The 21163-nt window shown below is 66.1% G+C and carries 21 protein-coding genes and 1 other RNA gene; 15 read left to right on the top strand and 7 right to left on the bottom strand.

Annotation, left to right across the window (positions count from 1 at the left end):
* The first annotated feature begins 144 nt into the window (after nucleotides 1–144).
* The 3 genes from ACYVB7_RS07800 (at nucleotide 145) to ACYVB7_RS07790 (ending at nucleotide 2364) form a co-directional block, all read left to right on the top strand.
* Entirely contained in the window at nucleotides 145–915 is a 771-nt protein-coding gene (locus tag ACYVB7_RS07800; protein ID WP_460506174.1) for a hypothetical protein, read from the top strand.
* A 227-nt stretch (nucleotides 916–1142) separates the two neighbouring features.
* Nucleotides 1143–1694 carry an inclusion body family protein gene (locus ACYVB7_RS07795; protein WP_460506173.1) on the top strand — a complete coding sequence of 184 codons (552 nt, stop codon included), beginning with the start codon at nucleotides 1143–1145 and terminating at the stop codon, nucleotides 1692–1694.
* Between the two features lie 79 nt (nucleotides 1695–1773).
* Nucleotides 1774–2364, top strand: coding sequence for an AidA/PixA family protein (locus tag ACYVB7_RS07790; protein ID WP_460506172.1), 591 nt, complete (start codon nucleotides 1774–1776; stop codon nucleotides 2362–2364).
* A gap of 12 nt (nucleotides 2365–2376) precedes the next feature.
* Here the strand turns inward: ACYVB7_RS07790 and ACYVB7_RS07785 are convergent, their stop codons facing one another.
* The 3 genes from ACYVB7_RS07785 to ACYVB7_RS07775 all read right to left on the bottom strand — a co-directional run bounded on the left by ACYVB7_RS07785 (nucleotide 2377) and on the right by ACYVB7_RS07775 (nucleotide 6135).
* On the bottom strand, nucleotides 2377–3090 hold the full coding sequence (locus ACYVB7_RS07785; RefSeq protein ID WP_460506171.1) for a glycine zipper 2TM domain-containing protein: 714 nt from the start codon (nucleotides 3088–3090) through the stop codon (nucleotides 2377–2379).
* 22 nt (nucleotides 3091–3112) lie between these two features.
* A complete protein-coding gene (locus ACYVB7_RS07780) occupies nucleotides 3113–5029 on the bottom strand; it encodes an NAD(P)/FAD-dependent oxidoreductase (RefSeq protein WP_460506170.1) in 1917 nt (638 codons plus the stop codon).
* 86 nt (nucleotides 5030–5115) lie between these two features.
* Nucleotides 5116–6135 (bottom strand): helix-turn-helix domain-containing protein, encoded by a 1020-nt coding sequence (locus ACYVB7_RS07775; protein WP_460506169.1) that lies wholly within the window; start codon nucleotides 6133–6135, stop codon nucleotides 5116–5118.
* A 184-nt stretch (nucleotides 6136–6319) separates the two neighbouring features.
* On the opposite strand from ACYVB7_RS07775, the gene eat reads away from it, so the two are divergent.
* The 5 genes from eat to ACYVB7_RS07750 all read left to right on the top strand — a co-directional run bounded on the left by eat (nucleotide 6320) and on the right by ACYVB7_RS07750 (nucleotide 10905).
* A complete protein-coding gene (eat, locus tag ACYVB7_RS07770; protein WP_460506273.1) occupies nucleotides 6320–7687 on the top strand; it encodes a permease in 1368 nt (455 codons plus the stop codon).
* A gap of 35 nt (nucleotides 7688–7722) precedes the next feature.
* On the top strand, nucleotides 7723–9123 hold the full coding sequence (locus tag ACYVB7_RS07765) for an ethanolamine ammonia-lyase subunit EutB (RefSeq protein WP_460506168.1): 1401 nt from the start codon (nucleotides 7723–7725) through the stop codon (nucleotides 9121–9123).
* Between the two features lie 10 nt (nucleotides 9124–9133).
* Nucleotides 9134–10024 carry an ethanolamine ammonia-lyase subunit EutC gene (gene eutC, locus ACYVB7_RS07760; RefSeq protein ID WP_460506166.1) on the top strand — a complete coding sequence of 297 codons (891 nt, stop codon included), beginning with the start codon at nucleotides 9134–9136 and terminating at the stop codon, nucleotides 10022–10024.
* A 10-nt stretch (nucleotides 10025–10034) separates the two neighbouring features.
* Nucleotides 10035–10416, top strand: an RNA gene (rnpB, locus tag ACYVB7_RS07755) — RNase P RNA component class A.
* Nucleotides 10417–10437: 21 nt separating this feature from the next.
* The gene (locus ACYVB7_RS07750) at nucleotides 10438–10905 is read left to right on the top strand and encodes a GNAT family N-acetyltransferase (RefSeq protein WP_460506165.1); all 468 of its coding nucleotides are present in this window, start codon (nucleotides 10438–10440) and stop codon (nucleotides 10903–10905) included.
* A gap of 4 nt (nucleotides 10906–10909) precedes the next feature.
* Here the strand turns inward: ACYVB7_RS07750 and ACYVB7_RS07745 are convergent, their stop codons facing one another.
* From ACYVB7_RS07745 to ACYVB7_RS07735, 3 genes are read right to left on the bottom strand one after another with little or no spacing between them, the layout of a single operon-like run.
* Nucleotides 10910–12793 carry a M48 family metalloprotease gene (locus tag ACYVB7_RS07745; RefSeq protein ID WP_460506164.1) on the bottom strand — a complete coding sequence of 628 codons (1884 nt, stop codon included), beginning with the start codon at nucleotides 12791–12793 and terminating at the stop codon, nucleotides 10910–10912.
* A 16-nt stretch (nucleotides 12794–12809) separates the two neighbouring features.
* Nucleotides 12810–13703, bottom strand: coding sequence for an RNA pseudouridine synthase (locus ACYVB7_RS07740; protein WP_460506163.1), 894 nt, complete (start codon nucleotides 13701–13703; stop codon nucleotides 12810–12812).
* Nucleotides 13700–15355, bottom strand: a complete 1656-nt coding sequence (locus ACYVB7_RS07735; protein WP_460506272.1) for an MBL fold metallo-hydrolase — start codon at nucleotides 15353–15355, stop codon at nucleotides 13700–13702. The genes ACYVB7_RS07740 and ACYVB7_RS07735 overlap by 4 nt, the downstream gene beginning before the upstream one ends.
* A 66-nt stretch (nucleotides 15356–15421) precedes the next feature.
* Here ACYVB7_RS07735 and ACYVB7_RS07730 point away from each other — a divergent pair, with 66 nt between their 5' ends.
* From ACYVB7_RS07730 to ACYVB7_RS07700, 7 genes are all read left to right on the top strand, one after another.
* Nucleotides 15422–15790 carry a response regulator gene (locus ACYVB7_RS07730; RefSeq protein ID WP_460506162.1) on the top strand — a complete coding sequence of 123 codons (369 nt, stop codon included), beginning with the start codon at nucleotides 15422–15424 and terminating at the stop codon, nucleotides 15788–15790.
* Complete coding sequence (locus ACYVB7_RS07725; protein WP_460506161.1) at nucleotides 15787–16389, top strand: chemotaxis protein CheC; 603 nt, start codon at nucleotides 15787–15789, stop codon at nucleotides 16387–16389. Before ACYVB7_RS07730 ends, ACYVB7_RS07725 begins: the two co-directional genes overlap by 4 nt.
* Nucleotides 16386–17402, top strand: a complete 1017-nt coding sequence (locus ACYVB7_RS07720) for a sensor domain-containing diguanylate cyclase (protein WP_460506159.1) — start codon at nucleotides 16386–16388, stop codon at nucleotides 17400–17402. The genes ACYVB7_RS07725 and ACYVB7_RS07720 overlap by 4 nt, the downstream gene beginning before the upstream one ends.
* A 13-nt stretch (nucleotides 17403–17415) precedes the next feature.
* A complete protein-coding gene (gene dapF / locus ACYVB7_RS07715) occupies nucleotides 17416–18300 on the top strand; it encodes a diaminopimelate epimerase (RefSeq protein ID WP_460506157.1) in 885 nt (294 codons plus the stop codon).
* The gene (locus ACYVB7_RS07710) at nucleotides 18297–18983 is read left to right on the top strand and encodes a DUF484 family protein (RefSeq protein WP_460506156.1); all 687 of its coding nucleotides are present in this window, start codon (nucleotides 18297–18299) and stop codon (nucleotides 18981–18983) included. The genes dapF and ACYVB7_RS07710 overlap by 4 nt, the downstream gene beginning before the upstream one ends.
* 22 nt (nucleotides 18984–19005) lie before the next feature.
* Entirely contained in the window at nucleotides 19006–20082 is a 1077-nt protein-coding gene (locus ACYVB7_RS07705) for a tyrosine recombinase XerC (RefSeq protein WP_460506155.1), read from the top strand.
* A 110-nt stretch (nucleotides 20083–20192) separates the two neighbouring features.
* Nucleotides 20193–20633, top strand: a complete 441-nt coding sequence (locus ACYVB7_RS07700; protein WP_460506153.1) for a DsrE family protein — start codon at nucleotides 20193–20195, stop codon at nucleotides 20631–20633.
* Between the two features lie 12 nt (nucleotides 20634–20645).
* Here the strand turns inward: ACYVB7_RS07700 and ACYVB7_RS07695 are convergent, their stop codons facing one another.
* Entirely contained in the window at nucleotides 20646–21083 is a 438-nt protein-coding gene (locus tag ACYVB7_RS07695; protein ID WP_460506152.1) for a DUF1841 family protein, read from the bottom strand.
* Between the last annotated feature and the right edge of the window lie 80 nt (nucleotides 21084–21163).

Raw genomic sequence — 21163 nt, 5'->3', positions numbered from 1 at the left:
TTGCCAATTTGATTTTTGACGCCATTTCTGAGTGTGGTGTGGCATCATTTTGCTGGTTTTAATTAGTTTGTGTTTTGTTTTGTTTGATGCAGTTGGTTTTTGTGTATGTGTATTTTTTGATCTGATGTCACTTTTGGGGGCTTCATGGTCATGCAAGGCAAAATGAATGGTGCCATTGATTCGGAATCATCGTCGTCTTGTGGCATTTGGTCTGCATGCGATTTGATTCTCTCCAGTGAGCTTTTTTGCCAATCTCCGCGGCTGAGTCGTTTGTTGCGGTTCTTGGTGGAAAAGGCAGTGACGGGTGCTGTTCATGAAACGACTGAACATGCGATTGGCATTGCAGTGTTCAATCGCGATCCGGCCAAGTACTACACCTGTGAAGATCCGATTGTGCGGGTCCAGGTGGGGCGGTTGCGTCACAAGCTCAAGATGTATTACGCCAAGGAAGGGCGGGGCGCAAAAATCAGGATTTGTATTCCCGTGGGGAGCTACATGCCAACCTTTGAGCGCCCCGATGTTGTGGCGGCATCCATGCGCAAGCTCTCGCAGCTTGCGGTGCTGCCCTTTAAATGCATTTCGTTCCATGGCCGTGGGGTCATCTTTGTGCAGGGACTTCACGAGGAGCTGATGCATCGGCTTTACAAAACGTTTGGCGACGTTGTTGTGGCCAGGCCCGAGCTGGTGCCGATCGAGGATTCTGTGGGCGGCGTGAACCAGCGGTTGGAAGGCAGCATTCAGATGGACGCAGAAAACATCAAGGCATTCATTCGGTTGGTGGATGAGCCTTCTTGCCATGTGGCGCTTTCTGAGCAATTCAGTTTACAAGGTGACCTGGGTCTTGCATTGCAAGAAAATTTGGCATCTTCCATTTGTGATTCATTGCAAAAGTTCATGATTGCATCGGTGGTTTGATGTTGCCGTAACATCGAATGAATTTACTGTAAAGTTACTGTTTTATTCTTGTTTTCTGGATTAATGTTTGTCCTGTCTTGTTCGGGTGTGCATGGGCTTATGTTCTTGTGCTGATGGGCGAGTCATGGAGGAATTAGCAATGGTTTCATTGCTTAATTTTTTCATTCAAGGGTGGTGCAAGTTTTTAATTTGCCAATTTATAAACGTTCATTTCGAGGGTTATTGCAATGGAACTCAAAGCTTCGAGTCAAACCGCCAACATCCTGGTTGTCATTGACACCGAGTACATCAAGGCCAACTATCCCAACCCCAGCAAGGACCCGACCAAACCCACGGGCATCAACCACAACAGTCAATTCATGATTGCCACCGGCACGCGGGGCATCATCAGCGGCCAGGGCACGGCAGACCTGTCGTTCAAGCTCAATGTGGGGGACTACGCGTCGTTCACCGGCACGTCCATCTATGCCAACTCAGACGACGCCGTGATCGTTTACGGCATCAATTTCTGGAGTGGCACCCAGGTGTTCAACGCCTTCACACCCAACGTGATCACGCGCAACCGTGCGGTGCAGCCTGACCCCACCAAGGTGTCTGGCGGCGGCATCCCCCCCATCCAGACGGTGCAGAACTTCAGCAGCCTGGATTCCAAGGTGGGCAAGTCGGGCACGGAGAACTTCTACGTTTACATTGCCGTGTACACGCTGGGGTCTGACGGCCAGACCCAAAACCTGTTTGGTTACTTCTACTGGGATCCGTCCGTCACGGTTCAAGGCTGAGCGGCATGGTGGTCCGTGCGCTTTGGCCCTGTGAAAGGGCTGCAGTGCGCGGACCGTTCAAAAAGGACAAGGTGCTTTTGTGGATTCCACGTCGCCAAACGGCACATTGATCAACCTGCTTGCCGTCATTGACACCGGGTGGGTGAAGTCAACGTGCATGCGCCCGAGTCAAGACCCCAGCCACCCCACGCAGGTGGATGCCCGTGGGGTGTTCATGTTTTGTTCTGGGGAGCATGAGGTCACCAAAGACCCGGTGACCGACTTGTCCTGCATCACGGTCGGTGCGGGACGCCAGATGGTGTTGCGTGCGGTTTCGGGGTCCAACAACGCTGATGATGCGGTGATCGTGTACGCGGTGCGCACCCGCAGCAGCGCAGACAACCTGGTTGCCACGCCGTTCAATCCGGTGGTGGTGACGCTGGACGCAGCCGTTCAGCCCGATCCCGATTCCCCCGATGGGGGAATACCGCCTTTGGCTGTTGAAATGAACTTCAGCAGCCTGAACTCCAGTGCCGTCGTCATGGCCCCCAGGCTGTTGACTGCCGATTTTGGCTTGTACACGCTGGCACCGGATGGCCACAGCCAACAGCTGCACGGCTACTTTCGTTGGGTGTTTCGCTTGCAGCGCGAAAACCCTTCAGTCCTTCCGGATGTGAAGGCCGCGGGCTGATTCAACGCCCGTTCAACGCCAATCGCGGTCATCCCGGTGGTGGCGCCAGTGGGGTGGCGGCACATCCACCCAAACCGAGGGGCGCACCGTGGTCACAGACGGCTGCACGTAGCTGCCGTAGGGGGTGATGTAGGTGGTTTCGTTGGTGATGGTGGTGGACGACGGGTAATACGACGAGGGTGAATAGCCGCCGCCACCTGGCACCACCGGGCTGATTTGCACCCGCACCCACTGGCCGGGGTCTTGCGGCATTTGCACGGTGTACTGTCTGCCCGCGTATTCGTAGGTCACGTTGTAAGCCGTGGGCCGGGTTTCGTACACGGTTTGGGTGGAGCAGCGCTGCACGTTCTGGGTGCTGGGGGTGCCACCGCCTTCGATCTTGTCGCCCAGCACGGCGCCGCCAATCAGGCCGATGACCGTCGCCGCGGCCCGCCCATTGCCTTGCCCGATCTGGTTGCCGATGGCACCACCGGCAATGCCGCCCATCACCGCGCCCGCGCCCGACTTCTGGCCCGGCACGGTCACCACCTCGTTGGTGCAGATTTGTCGGGGCACCGCCACTTGCTGCATGACCGGCACGGTCTGGATGACGCGGGCCATGTCGGTGCCGTCGGCGTTTTGGGCAAAGGCGCATGCGCTGGTCACCAAGGCCATGCCCGTCAGCGCCAAGGTGGCGGGCAGGCGAGAGGAGGGGGCGATGCCGGAAATGCGGTTCAGTGTGCTCATGAGAGACCTCTTGGGAGAATCGTCACGCCGAGCATGGCAGGTCATTGTCAAGCGCAGGTGATGCGCTTGTAAGAGTCTGTGACAGGCCCAGCAGTTCCCGCGCCACGGCCTCGGCCACCTTGATGCCATCCACCCCCGCCGACAGGATGCCGCCGGCATAACCCGCACCTTCACCCGCCGGGAACAGGCCATGGGTGTTGAGGCTTTGGAAGTCCTCGCCGCGGGTGATGCGCAGCGGCGAGGAGGTGCGGGTCTCCACGCCCGTCAGCACCGCGTCGGCCATGTCGTAACCCTTGATCTTGCGGCCAAAGGCGGGCAGGGCCTCGCGCATGGCGGTCACCACAAACTCGGGCAGCACCCGGGCCAGGTCGGTGGGCAGCACGCCGGGTTTGTACGACGGCACCACACCGCCCAGGCGGGTGGAGGGCTGGGCGGCCAGGAAGTCGCCCACGCGCTGGGCCGGGGCCTCGTAGTTGCCGCCGCCCACCTCGAAGGCCCGGCTTTCCAACTGGCGTTGCAACACCACCCCGGCCAGCGGGTGCACGGCAGGTTGCACCAGCGCGCGCGACTGGGCGGCGTAACGCGGGCCATCGTCGGCACCAAAGGCGGCCACCCAGCTGGCGTCGTCCTGCGGGTAGTCGGGCGGGTCCACGTTGACCACCAGGCCCGAATTGGCGTTGCGCTCGTTGCGCGAATACTGGCTCATGCCATTGGTGACCACGCGCCCGGCTTCGCTGGTGGCCGCCACGACCGTGCCCCCCGGGCACATGCAAAAGCTGTAGACCGCCCGGCCATTGGCGGCGTGGTGCACCAGCTTGTAGTCGGCTGCGCCCAGCAGCGGGTGACCGGCGTGGCGGCCCCAGCGGGCACGGTCGATCACGCTTTGCGGGTGTTCGATGCGCACGCCAATGGAGAAGGGCTTGGCCTCCATGAACACGCCCCGGTCCCACAGCATGGCAAAGGTGTCGCGTGAGCTGTGGCCCAGGGCCAGCACCGCTGCCCGCGTGGGCAGCGTGCTCACGGTGCCGGTGGACAGGTCCATCACCTGCAGGGCTTGAATGCTCTGTTTTTGATAGCTGTTTGCGCTTTCTTTAAAAGCGCCAGAGGCCAAAAAAGCTTGAGAATTGGGTGCCAGCACCACATCCACCACCCGCTGGCCAAAGCGGATGTCGCCACCCAGCGCGGTGATGCGCTCGCGCAGTGCTTCCACCACCTTCACCAGCTTGAAGGTGCCCACGTGCGGGTGGGCGGCGTACAGGATTTCGGGCGGTGCCCCGGCGTCCACAAAGGCCTGCATGACCTTGCGGCCCAGGTGGCGGGGGTCTTTGATCTGGCTGTACAGCTTGCCGTCGGAGAACAGGCCCGCGCCGCCCTCGCCAAACTGCACGTTGCTCTCGGGCGTGAGTTGGCGCTTGCGCCACAGGCCCCAGGTGTCCTTGGTGCGCTGGCGCACCGATTGGCCGCGCTCCAGCACGATGGGGCGCAGCCCCATTTCGGCCAGCGTCAGCGCGGCAAACAGGCCGCAAGGGCCCATGCCCACCACCACCGGGCGGTCGGCCTCGGTGCGCGGCCAGTCGGCGGGGGCGTGGCCGGGGGCCACCCAACGCATGTCGGGCGTGGGCTGGATGTGGGGGTGGCTGGCGTGCCGGTGCAGCAGCGCGGCCTCTTGCGCCGGGTCGGTCAGGCTCAGGTCCACGATGAAGACCGCCAGCAGCTCGGCCTTGCGGGCATCGAAACTGCGTTTGAACACCGTCAGCTCACCGATGCCGTCGGGCGCAATGCCCAGCACCTGGGCGGCCAGCTGGCGCAGTTCGGCCATGGGGTGCACCCGTTCGGGGGCCTGGGCAAATTCTTTGGTGGGGTCGGTGGCGTCGGTGGGCAGGCGTTCGAGCACCGGCAGGGCCGACAGGGGGAGTTTGAGTTCGGAGAGTCGGATCATCCGTGTCCTTCCAGGGCTTGTGTCCATCAAGCAGGGGACTGGGATGATAAAGCGGCAGGGGCCGCCGCCCCATGACGGTGGGCGCGTCAGTGCAGCGTGGGCAGCGTGCCAGGGAAGGGGGACGACATGTGGGTGGGCGTTGGCGTGTTCGCCGCCCCATGGGTCTGGGAAGGCGTGTGCCCGAACAGCTTGCGGAAATCGGTGGCGAACTGGCTCAGGTGCCAGAACCCCCAGCGGGCGGCCACGTCCTGCACCGAAGCTCCGGGCCCCTGCTGGCGCAGGCTGCGCCGCGCCCCGTTGAGGCGCAGGATGCGCAGGTACTGCATGGGCGTGAGGCCCAGCACATGTTCAAAGCAGTACTGCAGCGTGCGGCGGCTGACATGGAGCTGCTCGCACAGCTCGGGCACGTCCAGCGGCTGGTCGGGGTGGGCCAGCAGGCAGGCGCGGGCCTTGGCCACCACCCGCTGGTGGCGGGCAAAGCTGCTGCTCACCTGGGCCGGGTCCCGCGCGCCGTCCAGCAGGGGCAGCAGGGCTTCCATCAGCTGTTCCGCCGGGTCGGTCGCCGCCAGTGGGGTGGCGGGCAGGGCGTGCTCGCTGGTGGACTTGTGCAGCAGCCGGTCCAGCGTGTGGAGGCAGCGGGCGTGGGCCTGACTGTCCACATGCAGCAGTTCGTGGCGGGTCAGGCGCGACCAGTCCAGGCTGTAGCCCTGGGCGTCGGCGGCTTCGCGCAGGCGTTCCTGGCGCACCACGATGCCGTAGATGCCGTAGTCCGCCGGGGTCAGCAGCTCGAATTCCTGGCTGCCGGGGCGGACCATGACGGTGTCGCCCTCGGTGCTGCGCCCGTTGATGCGCCCTCCAGCGGACGAGGTGCCGGGGACGGGGCGTTGGGGCAGGCCAAACCACAGCGCGTCGGGCCACACGCAGCAACTCTGGCGCATGCCCTGGCTGGTGTGCTCCTTGAACACCTGCATGCCGGGCAGTTGCAGTTCGTGCAGCGAACCGCTGAAAGCCCCGGGCGTGGTCTGGTCGTAACACTGCTCCCAATTGGTGAGGTTGTGGGCGTGTTCGTCGGCGTCGAAGGCCTGAATGGAACGGATCTGGTGCATGGAGCCCTCCGAAACGGTGCACCGCGGGCGGGGGCGTCAACTTTGCCGAATTTCGATACCGCGCCAGCCCCGGTGCTGCCTAGAGTCCGCATCCATGCAAGGCCCGTGCCGCTGCCGTTTCAGGCCGCGACGGGGTTTTCAAGGTGTGTGTTTTGTCTGTTCCTCAAGGAGAACGTTCATGTCGATGGGTACATCTGTGTCAGGAGGATCGGCGCTCAAGCCGGTGCTCAGCACCCTGCAACTGTGGGGCATTGCGGTGGGTTTGGTGATTTCGGGCGAGTACTTCGGGTGGAGTTTTGGCTGGGCATCGGCGGGCACGCTGGGCTTCACGGTCACGGCGCTGTTCATTGCCGCCATGTACACCACCTTCATCTTCAGCTTCACCGAGCTGACCACCTCCATCCCCCACGCGGGCGGGCCGTTTGCCTACAGCAAGCGCGCCTTCGGCCCGGTGGGTGGCTATCTGGCCGGGGTGGCCACGCTGGTGGAGTTTGTGTTTGCGCCCCCGGCCATTGCGCTGGCCATCGGGGCCTATTTGAACGTGCAGTTCCCGTCGCTGGACCCGAAGATGGCCGCGGTGGGGGCGTATGTGGTGTTCATGGCGCTCAACATCGTGGGGGTGCACATCGCGGCCACCTTCGAGCTGTTCGTGACCATCCTGGCCATTTTCGAGCTGCTGGTGTTCATGGGCGTGGTGTCGCCGGGCTTCTCCATGGTCAACTTCACCAAGGGCGGTTGGGCCGGACAGGACAGCTTCAGCCTGGCGGCCATTGGCGGCATGTTTGCGGCCATTCCCTTTGCCATCTGGTTCTTCCTGGCCATTGAAGGCGTGGCCATGGCGGCGGAAGAGGCCAAGGACCCCAAGCGCTCCATCCCCATTGCCTACATTGCGGGCATCCTGACGCTGGTGGTGCTGGCCGTGGGCGTGATGGTGTTTGCCGGTGGTGCGGGCGACTGGACCCAGCTGTCCAACATCAACGACCCGCTGCCCCAGGCCATGAAGCTGATCGTGGGCGAGAACAGCGGCTGGCTGCACATGCTGGTGTGGTTGGGCCTGTTTGGGCTGGTCGCGTCGTTCCACGGCATCATCCTGGGCTATTCGCGCCAGATCTTTGCGCTGTCCCGCGAGGGCTACCTGCCCGCCTTTTTGAGCAAGGTGCACCCCAAGTTCAAAACACCGCACCGGGCCATTCTGGCCGGAGGTGTGGTGGGCATTGCCGCCATCTTCAGCGACGAGTTCATCCAGATCGGCGGCCAGTCGCTCACCGCCAACATCGTCACCATGAGCGTGTTCGGTGCCATCGTCATGTACATCGTCAGCATGGCCAGCCTGTTCCAGCTGCGCAAGACCGAGCCCGGACTGACCCGGCCCTTCAAGGCCCCGCTGTTCCCGTTCTTTCCCGCGTTTGCCCTGGGTGCAGCCCTGGTGTGCCTGGTCACCATGACCTACTACAACCCGCTGATCGCGGCCATGTTCCTGGGCTTCGTGGTGGTGGGGTATGGTTACTTCATGCTCACCTCAAGCCAGCGCGAGGCCCTCAAACCGGCCTGAGCCTGAAAACCGTGTCCTGACTCCTGAGGAAGCCTGTGTCCGCATCGCGTTATGCCTGTTCCGTGGGGGTCGTCACCCACGGGTTTGCCGACCTCAAAGACCTGATGGCCAAAGCCACCCCCGCCCGTTCGGGTGACCAACTGGCCGGGGTGGCCGCCGACAGCGCCCAGGAACGCGCCGCCGCGCAGATGGCCTTGGCCGACGTGCCGCTCAAGGCCTTCTTGAACGAGGCGCTGGTGCCCTACGAGGCCGATGAGGTCACCCGCCTCATCATGGACACGCACGACGCCGCGGCCTTTGCCCCGGTGGCGCACCTCACGGTGGGCGACTTTCGCAACTGGCTGCTGAGCGATGCCGCCACGCCCGAGGTGCTGGCCGCCCTGGCCCCGGGGCTGACGCCGGAAATGGTGGCCGCGGTCAGCAAGGTCATGCGCAACCAGGACCTGATGCTGGTGGCGCACAAGTGCCGCGTGGTCACGGCGTTTCGCAACACCATCGGGCTGGAGGGGCGCTTGAGCACCCGCCTCCAGCCCAACCACCCCACCGACGACGCCACCGGCATTGCCGCCAGCCTGCTCGACGGCCTGCTGTACGGCAGCGGAGACGCGGTCATTGGCATCAACCCCGCCACCGACAACGTGGCCCAGGTGATGCGCCTGGTGCAGATGATGGCCGAGGTCATTGACCATTACGGCATCCCCACCCAATCGTGCGTGCTCACGCATGTGACCAACACCTTGCAGGCCATCGAACGCGGGGCGCCGGTGGATCTGGTGTTCCAGTCCATTGGCGGCACCGAGGCCACCAACCGCAGCTTCGGCATCGACTTGGCGGTGCTGGCCGAGGCGCGGGCGGCAGCGCTGTCACTGAAGCGCGGCACGGTGGGTGACAACGTCATGTACTTCGAGACGGGCCAAGGCAGCGCCCTGTCGGCCAACGGCCACCACGGCCTGGACCAGCAGACCTGCGAGGCCCGCGCCTACGCGGTGGCACGGCACTTCAAGCCGCTGCTGGTCAACACCGTGGTGGGCTTCATCGGGCCGGAGTATCTGTTCGACGGCAAGCAGATCATCCGCGCCGGGCTGGAAGACCACTTTTGCGGCAAGCTGCTGGGCCTGCCCATGGGCTGCGACATCTGCTACACCAACCATGCCGAGGCCGACCAGAACGACATGGACGTGCTGCTCACCCTGCTCGGCGCCGCGGGCTGCACCTTTGTGATGGGCATTCCGGGCTCGGACGACATCATGCTTAACTACCAGACCACCTCCTTCCACGACGCGCTGTTCGCCCGTCGCCTGCTGGGCCTGCGGCCCGCGCCGGAGTTCGAAGCCTGGTTGGAGCGCATGCAGATTGCCCGCAGCGGCCCGCAGGGCCTCAGCCTCCACCTGCAACTGCCCCCAGCCTTCCTGCGGGCCTTGCTGGCCGCCGTGTGAGGGAGCCGCCATGTCCGACGCCCTCAAACCCGCCGACAACGCCCTGCCGCAGGACCCCGTCACCCCCAACCCCTGGGCCGGGTTGCGTGCCTTCACCGACGCCCGCATTGCCCTGGGCCGCGCCGGGGTGAGCCTGCCCACCCAGGCCCACCTGGCCTTTCAACTGGCCCATGCCCAGGCCCGCGACGCCGTGCACGTGGGCCTGGACGTGCCCACGCTGGCGCACGAGTTGGCCCAGGCGTGGCCCGAACTGCCCGCACCGCTGTGCCTGCACAGCGCCGCCGCCCACCGCGCCCAGTACCTTCAGCGGCCCGACCTGGGGCGGCGGCTGAACGCCGCCTCGGTGCAGACCTTGCAAGCCCTGAACCCGCCCGCGCCACCCGGGCAGGTGTACGCCGACGATGCGGACAGCCGCCCCTTTGACCTGGCACTGGTGGTGGCCGATGGCCTGTCGGCCCGCGCCATGGCGCAAAACGCCGTGCCCTTTGTGCAGGCCCTGCGCCAGCGCCTGCTGGCCGAAGCGTGGACCGTGGCCCCCATCACTCTCGTCAGCCAGGGCCGCGTGGCCGTGGGCGACGACGTGGGCCAGCGCCTGGGTGCCCGGGCCGTGGTGGTGCTGATCGGCGAACGCCCCGGCCTCAGCTCACCCGACAGCATGGGCCTGTACCTGACGTGGATGCCCCGCATCGGCCTGACCGACGCCAGCCGCAACTGCATCTCCAACGTGCGCCCCGCCGGGCTGGGTTACGACCTGGCGGCGGCCAAGCTGCACCACCTGCTGTCGCAGGCCCGGCTGCGCCGCCTGTCGGGCGTGGAATTGAAGGACGACACCGAGGCCCAGCCCCTGGCTGTGGGGGTCGATCAGGCTGACTCAGGGAGCGGGTTCTTTCTCACGCGATAATCCCGGGTGTGAAGCGGGCCAGACCGCCGCTGGTGCGATCCCGAAAGGGCGGGGCATGTGTCGCAAGGCCCATGCCCCCGGGCCGAAAGGCCGCACTGGAGGAACGTCCGGACTGCACAGGACAGCGCAGGAGGTAACACCTCTCCACCGAAGGCCCCGCAAGGGGAGAGAAGGTGAGGATCAGAGCAACAGAGACGAGCCGGTTCAGTCCGGGTGAAACGGGCAATCTCTGCGCGCAGCAACACCAAGTAGGCCAGCGTTGACGTGGTTCCGCGGAGCTGGCGGGTAGGTGGCACCGAGCCGGGTGGGCGACCCCCGGCCCAGATGAATGGCGGTCACGCGGTGGGCTTGCCCACCGTGCACAGAATCCGGCTTATCGGCCCGCTTCACACTTTTCTTGTTGGGAGATGTTCTTGAGCAACACCCTCCGGGTGGCCACCCCCGACGACGCCGAACACATCGCCGTCCTGGCCATCGCATTCCGCAACCACCTGCAGCGAACCGAGCCCACCGATGCGTCGCTGTTGGCCAGCGTTCACCAACTGCTGGCCTCGCCCGAGGCGGAATTCGACCTGTGCCTGCAAGACGGCGTGGCCGTGGGGTATGTGCTGCTGCGGTTTCGCCATTCCCTCTGGGCCTCGGGCACCGACGCCACGCTGGAAGACCTGTTTGTCCACCCCACCACCCGCCAGGGCGGCGTGGGACGTGCGTTGGTGGAGTTTGCGCTTCAGCGGGCGACAGCCCGCGGGTGCACGTCCATGGCGCTGGACACCAACGAACACAACGTGGCGTCCCAACGCATCTACCGGTCGCTGGGTTTTCAGTCGCATTCGCCGCGCTGGGGTGGCCACCAGCTGTTTCATCGGCTCAAGCTGCGCTGAGGCTTCAGGCGTTGGTGTGTTGCTGGCGCAGCCACGCCAGAACGTCTTCGCCCAAGGGCGCATGCCGACCGTTGGGTCCACCCTGAGGCAGCCACTCTGAAGGAACCACCCAGCAGGGGCCGGGCAGATCCAATTTCTGGGCCACGGTGTCCAGGCTCACCCCCGGAAGGTTGCCGGTCTCTCGTCCGGCGACCACCACCACGTATTGCCGCCGGTAGGGAAACACCCGCAACGGTCGGCGCATCACCCAGGCGCGGGCGACCTGGGGAATGGCTCGCAGGGCTTGGGCAAACGTGGTCAGTTCTGCGTTGGACAGGTCATGGGCAGCCAATTGCTCCAGCAGGGCATCACCTTGTGTTTCGGCATCAGCCTCGGCTTCAAGGGCGGCAAAATGGTTCAGCCGCTCTTTCCATCGCTGGCGCAGGGCAGGGATGTCGTCGGAGAAGGGCTGGCGGTCCAGCAAATCCAAGGCGACGCGGGATGCAGCATGGCCTTCGTGTGCTTGTTGGGTGGCCAGCCACTCCAGGTGCTCAAGGGCTTGAACCTGGCCACGCTGGACGTGCCACAGGGCGATGGCCCAGCGGGCGTCGGTGTGCATGGGGTTCAGTTGCAGGGCCCGGGCATACAGCGCCTGGGCCTGCTCGGGACGGTCGTAGCGGTCGAACAGCCTGGCCAGGGCAGCGGTCTCCGCCGCATCCAGTTCGCGGACCTTGGGGGCCAGTGTTTGCATGCGGGCGTGGTCGTGTTGGGCTTGGCGGTGGGCGTGCGCCCAATCGGCTTTGCAGTCGGCCCACCAGCGTTGGTCAAAATGGGTCAGCACAGGCTCCAGGGCGGTTCCCAGCAAGCTGCCCGCGTGGTGGCTGGTCAGGGTGGGCTGCTGCAAGGGGTGAGACAGGGCCTGCACCCGCTCGGCGGTGGTGGGGTGGGTGTCTGAGGGATCGCCAATCTCGGTCTTGAGATGGTGCCAACCCTGTTGCAGCTCGTCGTCGTTGAGGGGGCGCAGCGCCCCCCGGGCCAACCACTGGTAGGGCTGTTCCGGTGGGCTGGGGTGTTTCCACGCCAGCTTCCAATACTGTTGCCAGCGGGTGCGCAGGAGGTGCGGGGCCTTGAGGTGGATTTCCATCAGGGCCTGGGCCACGTGTTCACTCCCGACCACGCGCCCCGCCCAGCGGTCGGCGGTGTATTCCTCGTGGCGCGCCAGTGCAAAGCTGCGGGCCATCAGTCGGGGCACATACCAGTTCAGGAAATGGCGCGACACCCAGGCAAACAGGTTGTCGCCTTCGCGGTTGTAGGCATGGTCGGCCAAGCGGTTCCACGACAGGCGTGTGCGGTACAGCCAGGCGCTCATGTGTCCATCGCCGCCACGCAGGTGGGCGTATTCGTGGGCCAAGACCCCCAGCAGGCGCTGCCGACTGGTGCTGAGCAACAACGGCAGTCCCAAGGTGAGCACGTTTTCCGATCGACCCCAAAGCCCCCAGCGCCGCAACTGGGTGATGGAGGCGTTGTAGTCGTCGTCCACCTGGATGCGGTGGATGGGTGGGCCTTTGAGTCGCTTGCGCATCTTGTCCAACACCTTGAACAAGTCTGGGGCCTGGTCACGGGTGATGGTCACGCCCTGTGTTTCCACCCGGGGGTGCCACAGGGCCGACAGGGCCATCCATGCCACGGTGGCACCGCTGGCGGCCATCCACAGGGCCTGGACATGGCGTCCGCGGTGCCAGGCGTCCCAAGCGAACATGAGCAGTCCCAGGCCCAGGGTGGCCGAGCCCAGGGTGTACAGGTAGCCCAGCGCGGCAAACAGTCCGGTTTCCCAGCGGTAGCGGGTGGGGTGCTCTTGGGCTTCCAGCTCGCAGCGGCGGATCAGGTGCAAATGGTCGGCGCGTTCCATGGGCGCAACCCGCGTTTCAGAACCGCTCGTAACCCATCAACCCCCGCCATTGCCCTTCGGGCAGGTCTTTGAGCGACAGGCGGCCGATGCGGATGCGTTTGAGGCCCACCAGCGTCAGCCCTGCGGCGTCGCACACCGCCAAGGCCAGGCCGGGCCAGTAGCCTTTGACGGCCAGGCGCAGCCGGGTCACGTCGCCGTGCTGGTGGCCGATGCTGGCCTGCACGCGAACGGGGGCGTGCGGGTTGTCGGCCTGGGGCTGGGCGCGGTTGATCAGTTGCAGTTGCTCGGGCGAGACGGGGCCGCGCACGTCGGCCATCAGCTCGTGTTCGATCAGGCTGCCCTCGTCCACCAGCTTGCGCACCACGGCGGGGGACTGGGTCCACACCATCAGCCCGCTGGCGGCGTCTTCCAGGGGGGTGATGTCGCGCAGCTGGCTTTGCTGGCGGGGCGTCACCACCAGGCCGGAGCGGTCCTGGGGCCAGCGTTGCTCGTCGAGCAGCAGGGTGCCCAGGTCGGCCAGGGCCACCTGCGCGGGCTTGTGCAGCAGCAGGGTGACGGGGGCCCGCAAGGCCGTGGGCAGCGTGGTGTCTGCCTCCACGCGCTGGTGGGCATGCACGCGGCGGGGGATTTCGCGCACCACCTTGCCGTTGACCTGGACGCGCCCTTCTTCAATCAGCCGTTCGGCCTCGGCGCGGGAGCAGCCGATTTCGGCCATCACCCGCTTGGACAGGCGCACACCTTCGTCGGTGGGCACGGCGGGAGACGGGGCCACGTTGCTGCGGACGGGGCGCACGGGCGGGCGGGGTGGTTTGCGCCCCACCGAGGGGGCGGCGGCGGCGTCGTGTGGGGCACGGGCCGGGGTGGGGGCGCGAGCAGGCGTGCGTGCGGAGGAGGGGGGACGGGGTGTCATGCCAGGCCTTGTTCTTGGAGGTGCTGGACATGGGCCAGCAGCGAGCGTTGGGCCAATGGCCAAAGGGTGGACGGGGTGTCGGCGTAAGCCTGCTGCACCCAGTCGGCGGGGGTGCCCTGGGGCTGGGCACGCAGGGCGGCCAGCACCTTGGCTTCACGGGCCAGCCGGTGTTGCTTGAGCTGGGCCAGGGTGTTCTTGGCCTGCCCCAGCACATGGCCGTGGGCGGGCAGGATGTGGGTGATGGCGTGCGTGTCGCAGGCGGCCATGAGTTGGTCCAGCGAGCGCAGGTACTGGCCCATGTGCCCATCCGGCGGGTTGATGACGGTGGTGCTGCCGTTGAGCACATGGTCGCCACTGAACAGCAAACCGTCTTCCATCAGCACCAGGCACAGGTGGTTGGCGGCGTGGCCCGGGGTGTGGAGGATCAATAAATTGTGAGAAAAATCGGCACCTAGCGCTTTATTTGTAAGCGTGAGCAGCTCCTGATTTTGTAGTTCTCGGTCGGGGGTGAAGGTGCTGTCGGCCCGGGCGGTGGGGGCGCTGGCCAGGCCCAGCACCTCGGGGCGGGGGTGGCCAGCGGTGGCGCACAGGGTCTGCAGCGGGCGGGCACCGGGGGAATGGTCGGCGTGTGAATGGGTGCAGACGATGGCGCAGATGTCGCCCCCCGCCGCGTCGAACACACGCTGCAGGTGGCTGGCATCGTCCGGGCCGGGGTCGATGACCACATGGCCCGTGGCCGCGTCCCCCACCACATAGGTGTTGGTGCCGGGGCCGGTCATCATGCCGGGGTTGGGCGCGGTGATGCGCTGCACATGGCGCAGCAGCGGCACGGCGCGGGTGGGGTCCCAGTCCAGGGTGTGTTGCATCTGGCCGTCGGGGCAGACCAGTTCCAGCTCGCCATAAGGGGCTTCGTGCTCCATAAAGCGGACTTCCTGCCCCTTCAGCCAGCCCCCGCGGGGGCAGCTGGTGAACAAGGGGCGCTCGCTGGCGCAGGTGTCCAGCACGGCCTGCACACTGGGGAAGGCCACCAGGCGCTGCAGGGTGCGCACGGTGGGGAAGATCATGAAAAAGCGCCCCGCCTCGTGTTCCGTCAGGGCGGTGGCCGGGTGCACCCACACGGGTTCGAACTGCTCGCGGTTGTCGGGCACGGGTTCCTGCCCCGGCGGCATGCGCGCCACCAGAAAGGGCACGTCAAAACGCTTGGGCAGGTCGCGGTCGGTGATCCAGTGGGCCAGGGGAAACACCTCGGCCCCGCACAGGGTGAGGCCGTGGGCGTGGAGTTGGGGCAGCCAGTCGCCGTGGCGGTCCAGGGCCTGCACTGTGGCGGGGGCCACCCATTGGCCTTGCGCGTCGCGGGCCAGCAGCACGCCCAGTTCTTCAAAACTTTCGCGCAGGGCGGCCAGGGCCTGGGTCAGGGCGTCGTCGCTCTGGCCGGGGCGGCGGGTGGACAGGGGGTGGGCCTGGGCATCGGCGGGGTCGATGGCCCCACCCGGGAACACGTAGGCGTTGGGGGCAAAGCTGGCGGTGGCGCTGCGCCGGGTCATCAGCACCTGGGGGCCTTGGGGCGTGTCGCGCATCAGCAGCACGGTGGCGGCAGGGCGGGGCGTGACCGGGGGCTTGGGGGCGTGAAGGAGTTGGGAGGGCCTGACCATGGGGCCATGGTAACCCTGAGCAACGGGCATGCCGCTACACTCTGATACTTCGCAGGAGTGTGTGCAGTGGTCAAACGTGTATTGATTGTGGATGACAGCCGGGTGTCTCGCATGATGATCAAGGCTCGCATGCAAGCCTTGCACCCGGATTGGGAATTTCTGGAAGCGGGCTCGGGCGATGAAGCCCTGACCCTGCTGGACACCTCGGTGCCCGACTTCCTCACCATGGACATGAACATGCCCGGCCTCAATGGTTTTGACGCCGCCGAGCAGGTGGCCACCAAGGCCCCGTCGGTCTGCATGGTGATGCTCACCGCCAACATCCAGGAAAGCAGCCATGTGCGGGCGCAGGCCATGGGCCTGAAGTTCGTGCGCAAGCCCATCACCGACGCCAGCATCAAGGAAGTGCTGGACCATTTCCTGGCGGCGGCATGACGCTGGACGACCTGGCCATGGATGCCCTGACCGAGATTTTCAATCTCGGGGTGGGGCAGGCGGCGCATGCGTTCAGCCAGATTGCCGGTGACACGGTGCTGCTGACCGTGCCGCGCATCCGCATGGTCACCCCTGCCGAACTCACGCCCGAGCTGACGGGGGGCGATGGCTCGGCGGTCAGCGCGGTGCGCCAACGGTATTCGGGGGCCATCCACTCCGAGGCCATCCTGATGTTCCCCGCCGAGCAAAGCCTGCAACTGGTGCAGATGATGGTGGGGGGCGAGCTGCCGCTGGACCAGCTGGCCGAAATGGAGCAGGAAGCCCTGTCCGAAATCGGCAACATCCTGCTCAACTCCGTCATGGCCAGCGTGGCCGATGCCTTGCAGATCCACCTGGACGGCTCGCTGCCCACGGTCCAGACCAGCGAGGTGGGGCACATCATCCGACCCGACTCCGACCTCAAGGGCGCGGTGTTGCTCATCGACATCCAGTTTGAAGTGGCTTCCCGCGAGGTCAAGGGCCTGCTGGCCTTCCTGCTGGACGTGGCCTCGGAAGAGGCCCTGGAGGGTCTGATGGCCCGCTTCCTCTCCGGCGTATGACCCAAACCCTTGCCATGTCTTGCGAGGCCGAGCGGTCCGCGCCCCCTGGTGCGCCCCCGGTGTGGGCACCCTGGGTGCTGGCGCAGCTTCAGGTGGGCATCATCGTGCTTGATGGTGCCGACCGGGTGGTGTTCGTGAACGACTGGTTCCTCCAGCGCAGTGGTTACCAGGCCAACGACATGCTCCAGCGGCGGCTGGTGGACGTGTGTGAGGCCACCCCCAACTTCTTCAAGCGGCTGTCGCTGGCGCAGACCACGGGCTTTCCCGCCATGCTGTCGCACAGCCTGCATTCGCCCCCGCTGCCACTGTACATGCCTCATCTGGTGGGTCACCCGCCCGCCGTCCTCAGCCAGACGGTGCACATCGTGCCCATGGGGCGGCGCACGGCCCAGGGTGAGGGCTATACCCTCATTCAGGCGACTGACGTCACCCCCACGGTGCGCCGCGAGTCGTTGCTGCGCACCCGGGTGGACCAGATGCACCTGATGGCCCGCATCGACCCCCTCACGGGCATTGGCAACCGGCGGGCGTTCACCGAATCGCTGGAATCGGAAGTGCGTGCCGCCATCCGGGCGCAGGGCCCTCTGGGGCTGCTGATGCTGGACATCGACCACTTCAAGCTCTACAACGACCATTACGGCCACCCCGCGGGCGACCAGTGCCTGCGCGAGGTGGCGGCGCTGTTGCAGCGGGTCATCCGCCGCCCGCGTGACCGCCTGGCCCGCTACGGCGGAGAGGAATTTGCCATCCTGCTGCCCGGCACCCCCATGGAAGGGGTGCTGGACGTTGGGCGCGACGTGGTCAACCAGGTGCGCCAACTGGGCTTGCCGCACGCGGCCCGCCCCCATGGCGACGTGGTGACGGTGAGCGTGGGCGCCACCGCCCTGTACCCCACCCAGCTTGACGACGCCTCGGTGCTGCTGACCCAGGCCGACCAAGCCCTCTACGAGGCCAAGGCGGGTGGGCGTGACCGCCTGTGCCACCACCGCTCCATTGCTTCCAGCCTGGCCTGACCGGGGTTTTTCCATGCGTCTCTCGTTCACCAAAATGCAAGGGGCCGGCAATGACTTTGTCGTGCTCGATGAAACCCGCCAGAGCCACGGGCTCACGGCGGCGCAGTACCGTTTTCTGGCCGATCGCCACTTTGGCGTGGGGGCCGACCAAATCCTGACCGTGCGCCCGTCCACCCAGCCTGGGGTGGACTTTGCCTACGTCATCCACAACGCCGACGGCGGCGAGGTGGAGCACTGTGGCAACGGGGCGCGCTGTTTTGTGCGGTTTGTGCGCGAACAGGGGCTGACCACCAAGGACGTGGTGCGGGTGCAGGTCAAACACGGCGTCATCGAGCTGCGCATGAACGCCGATGGCCGCGTCACCGTGGACATGGGGCCGCCCATCTTCGACCTGGCCCGCGTGCCCTTCAACCCGGTGGGCTTGACCCCCGAGCCTCAAAATGAGTGGCAAAAATGGGCTCTGCCGCTTGATCATGTAAGTGGTTTAGCTACATTGGATGTAGCAGTTCTGTCCATGGGCAACCCCCACGCGGTGGCGGTGGTGGACGATGTGGAGGCCTACCCCGTGGCCGCCATCGGACCGCTGGTGCAGCAGCATGCGGCCTTCCCCAACCACGTCAACGCCGGGTTCATGCAGGTGGTGTCGCGCCAGCACATCCGCCTGCGTGTGTACGAGCGCGGCGCGGGCGAAACCCTGGCCTGTGGCACCGGGGCCTGCGCCGCGGTGGTGGCCGGTGTGCGCCTGGGCCTGCTCGACGGCCCGGTGGACGTGGACACCCATGGCGGACGCCTCACCATTGACTGGACCTGCACCCCCGCGCTCGACCGCTCGGTGCGCATGACCGGCCCGGCCACCACGGTGTTCACCGGCGACATCGACCTTCCCGACCTGACATGACCCCTCCCGACACCCAGACCCTGTCGCCCATCACCGAAGACGACATCGCCAACTACCTGCTGCAAACGCCCGATTTCTTCGAGCGCCATGCCGAGGTGCTGGCCACGGTGCAACTGGCCAGCCCCCACGGTGGCCGAGCCGTCAGCCTGCAAGAGCGCCAGGCCGAAATGCTGCGCGACAAGATCCGCGCCCTGGAGCACAAGGCGGCCGAGCTGATCCGCCATGGGCACGAGAACATGGGCATTGGCGACAAGCTGCAAGGCTGGACCTTTGGCCTGCTGAAAACCGCCGACCCGCTGCACCTGCCAGGCGTCATCGTGCGCGACTTGGAGCTGTGTTTTGCCGTGCCCCAGGCCGCCATCCGGGTGTGGGGCGTGGCCCCCGCCTGGCAGAACCAACCCTTTGCCACGGGGTGCAGCGAAGACGTGGTGGCCTTTGCCAGTTCCCTGGTGGCGCCCTACTGCGGCTCCAACCCCGGGGTGGAGGCCGTGGAATGGCTGCCCCGCCCCACTGAGGCCCGTTCCCTCACCCTGATTGCGCTGCGCGAAGAGCCGGGTGCGCCCGCCTTTGGCATGCTGGTGCTGGCGTCGGACGATGTGCACCGTTTCACCAGCGACATGGGCACCGACTTCCTGGAACGCATTGGCGAGCTGGCCAGTGCGGCGCTGAAGCGTCTGCGCTGACCGCGCCCTCCCGGTCCTTGCCATGACCGCCGACGGCCAGCCCCCGTCTCCCTGGAGCGCCCAGGACGCCGAGCTGGTGGCCCGCTACCTGACCCATGTGCGGGTGGAAAAGCGGCTGGCCGAACGCACCCAAGCCCTTTACACGCTGGACCTGGACAAGCTGGGCCAGTCGGCCCGCCAGGCCGGTGTGGGCCTGACCGAGGTGCAAACCCACCATGTGCGCCGCTGGGTGGCCCAGATGCACGCGGGCGGGCGCAGCCCGCGCGGCATTGCCCTCATCCTCTCGGGCTGGCGGGGCTTTTACCACTGGCTGGGTCGGCAGGGCCTGGTGGCCCTCAACCCCGTGGCCGATGTCCGCGCCCCCAAAGCCGCCAAGCCGCTGCCCAAGGCCCTGGGGGTGGACGACGCGGTGCGCCTGGCCGAGTCATTGGGCGACACCCCCGTGGACGACCCTGTGGAGCACGCCCGGGACCGCTGCATGGTGGAACTGCTGTACGGCTCGGGCCTGCGCCTGGGTGAACTGTTGGGCCTGGACGTGACCGGTGCCCCCCCCGCGGTGGGCTGGGTGGATGCCCAGGCGGCGGAGGTGCATGTGCTGGGCAAGGGCTCCAAACGGCGCACGGTGCCGGTGGGGCGGGCGGCGCTGCGCGCCTTGGCCGACTGGCTGGCCGTGCGTGACCAGTGGGCACCCGCTGCTGCGCTGGTGGCGGGGTCAGAACGGCATGCCGATGGGGACCGAGCCCTGTTCATCAACCGCCGGGGCACCCGGCTGTCACCGCAGCAAGCCCGGCAGGCGCTGCGCCAGCGGTCGGCCCAGGCCGGGCTGGTCACGCCGGTGCACCCGCACATGCTGCGCCACTCGTTCGCCAGCCACCTGTTGCAGTCCAGCGGTGACTTGCGGGCGGTGCAGGAGTTGCTGGGCCACGCACACATTGCCACCACGCAGGTGTACACGCGGCTGGACTTCCAGCACCTGGCCAAGGCGTATGACGCGGCGCACCCGCGGGCACGCCAGGTCAGTGCCGACGCCTCCCCGGACGCCGCACCCCCTGCCCAGGTGGCCCCCCGCACCGCAACCGACCCCGACACCCGGCGGTGACCTCGAACCCAGTGGGGTTTTGGGGGCGTCTGGTGGGCCTTGATTCATGGCAAGGCCATGATGCGACGGCCTCGTCTCTTTTACCCCCGTCCGTATCGTTGGAGTTGTTCATGTCGTCTCGCCGTGAATCGTTGAAGCTGGTGTTGGCCGGCGCGTTGTTGTCCTTGCCCTTGTGGTCTGTGGCCGCAGGCAGTGACCCCGTGAAGGTGGTCTACCACATGAGCGAGGGCATTCCGCAAGCGTCCCGCGCCATGGCCAACATCCGCAACCATCTGGCGGCGGACCCCACCGTCAAGATCGTGGTGGTGACGCATGGCCTGGGCATCGACTTCCTGCTGGAAGGGGCCACCAACCAGATGGAGCAACCCTTTGCCGGTGCCATTGGCGATCTGGCGTCCAAGGGGGTGGAGTTCCGGGTGTGCAACAACACCTTGCAGGCCCGCAAGATCGATCCCAACCGGCTGGTGATGGAGGCCAAGATCGTGCCTTCGGGTGTGGCCGAAACGGCCCGGCTGCAAGCCAAAGAGGGGTTTGTGTACCTGCGCCCCTGAGGGTGCCGTGGGTCAGTCCCGGGTGGCCTGGCGGCGCAGTTCGTCCAGGTAGGCCAGTCCATCGGGCGGGCGGCCACTGCGCTGGCTTTCCCACACCATGCGGCCCAGGCAGTCCATGGCCACGTGGTGGGCCTCATGCAGCGAGTCCAGCCGCGCCGCCAGCAGCTCCACCGCCTGGCGCACGCCGGGGGGCTGGTCGATGGAGCATTGCTCGCTGATGCTCAGGTGCATGCTCAGGTGCAGAAACGGGTTGGTGCGCCCGGTGTCGGTGGGGTCCTGCAGTCGCCGCAGTGCGGCGTCGAGGTCGGCAAAGTCGGCGTGGTATTCGGGGTGCTCGTCCATCCACTGGCCGCTGAGCACTTCAATGGCTTCCATGGGTTCGCCGCTGCGTTGCTTGCGGTACACGTCGCAAAAGAAGCGGCGCACATCTTCCTGGCTGGGATTGAACATGGTGGGTGGGCCGCGGTGCGGCCAGTCGGCAATCGGAAAAGGCGGTTCCGTGGGAACCCGGGCAGATGCAAAGCTTAACC

The organism is Hydrogenophaga soli (assembly GCF_054777695.1).
This window is presented reverse-complemented; position numbering and strand designations above follow the sequence as displayed.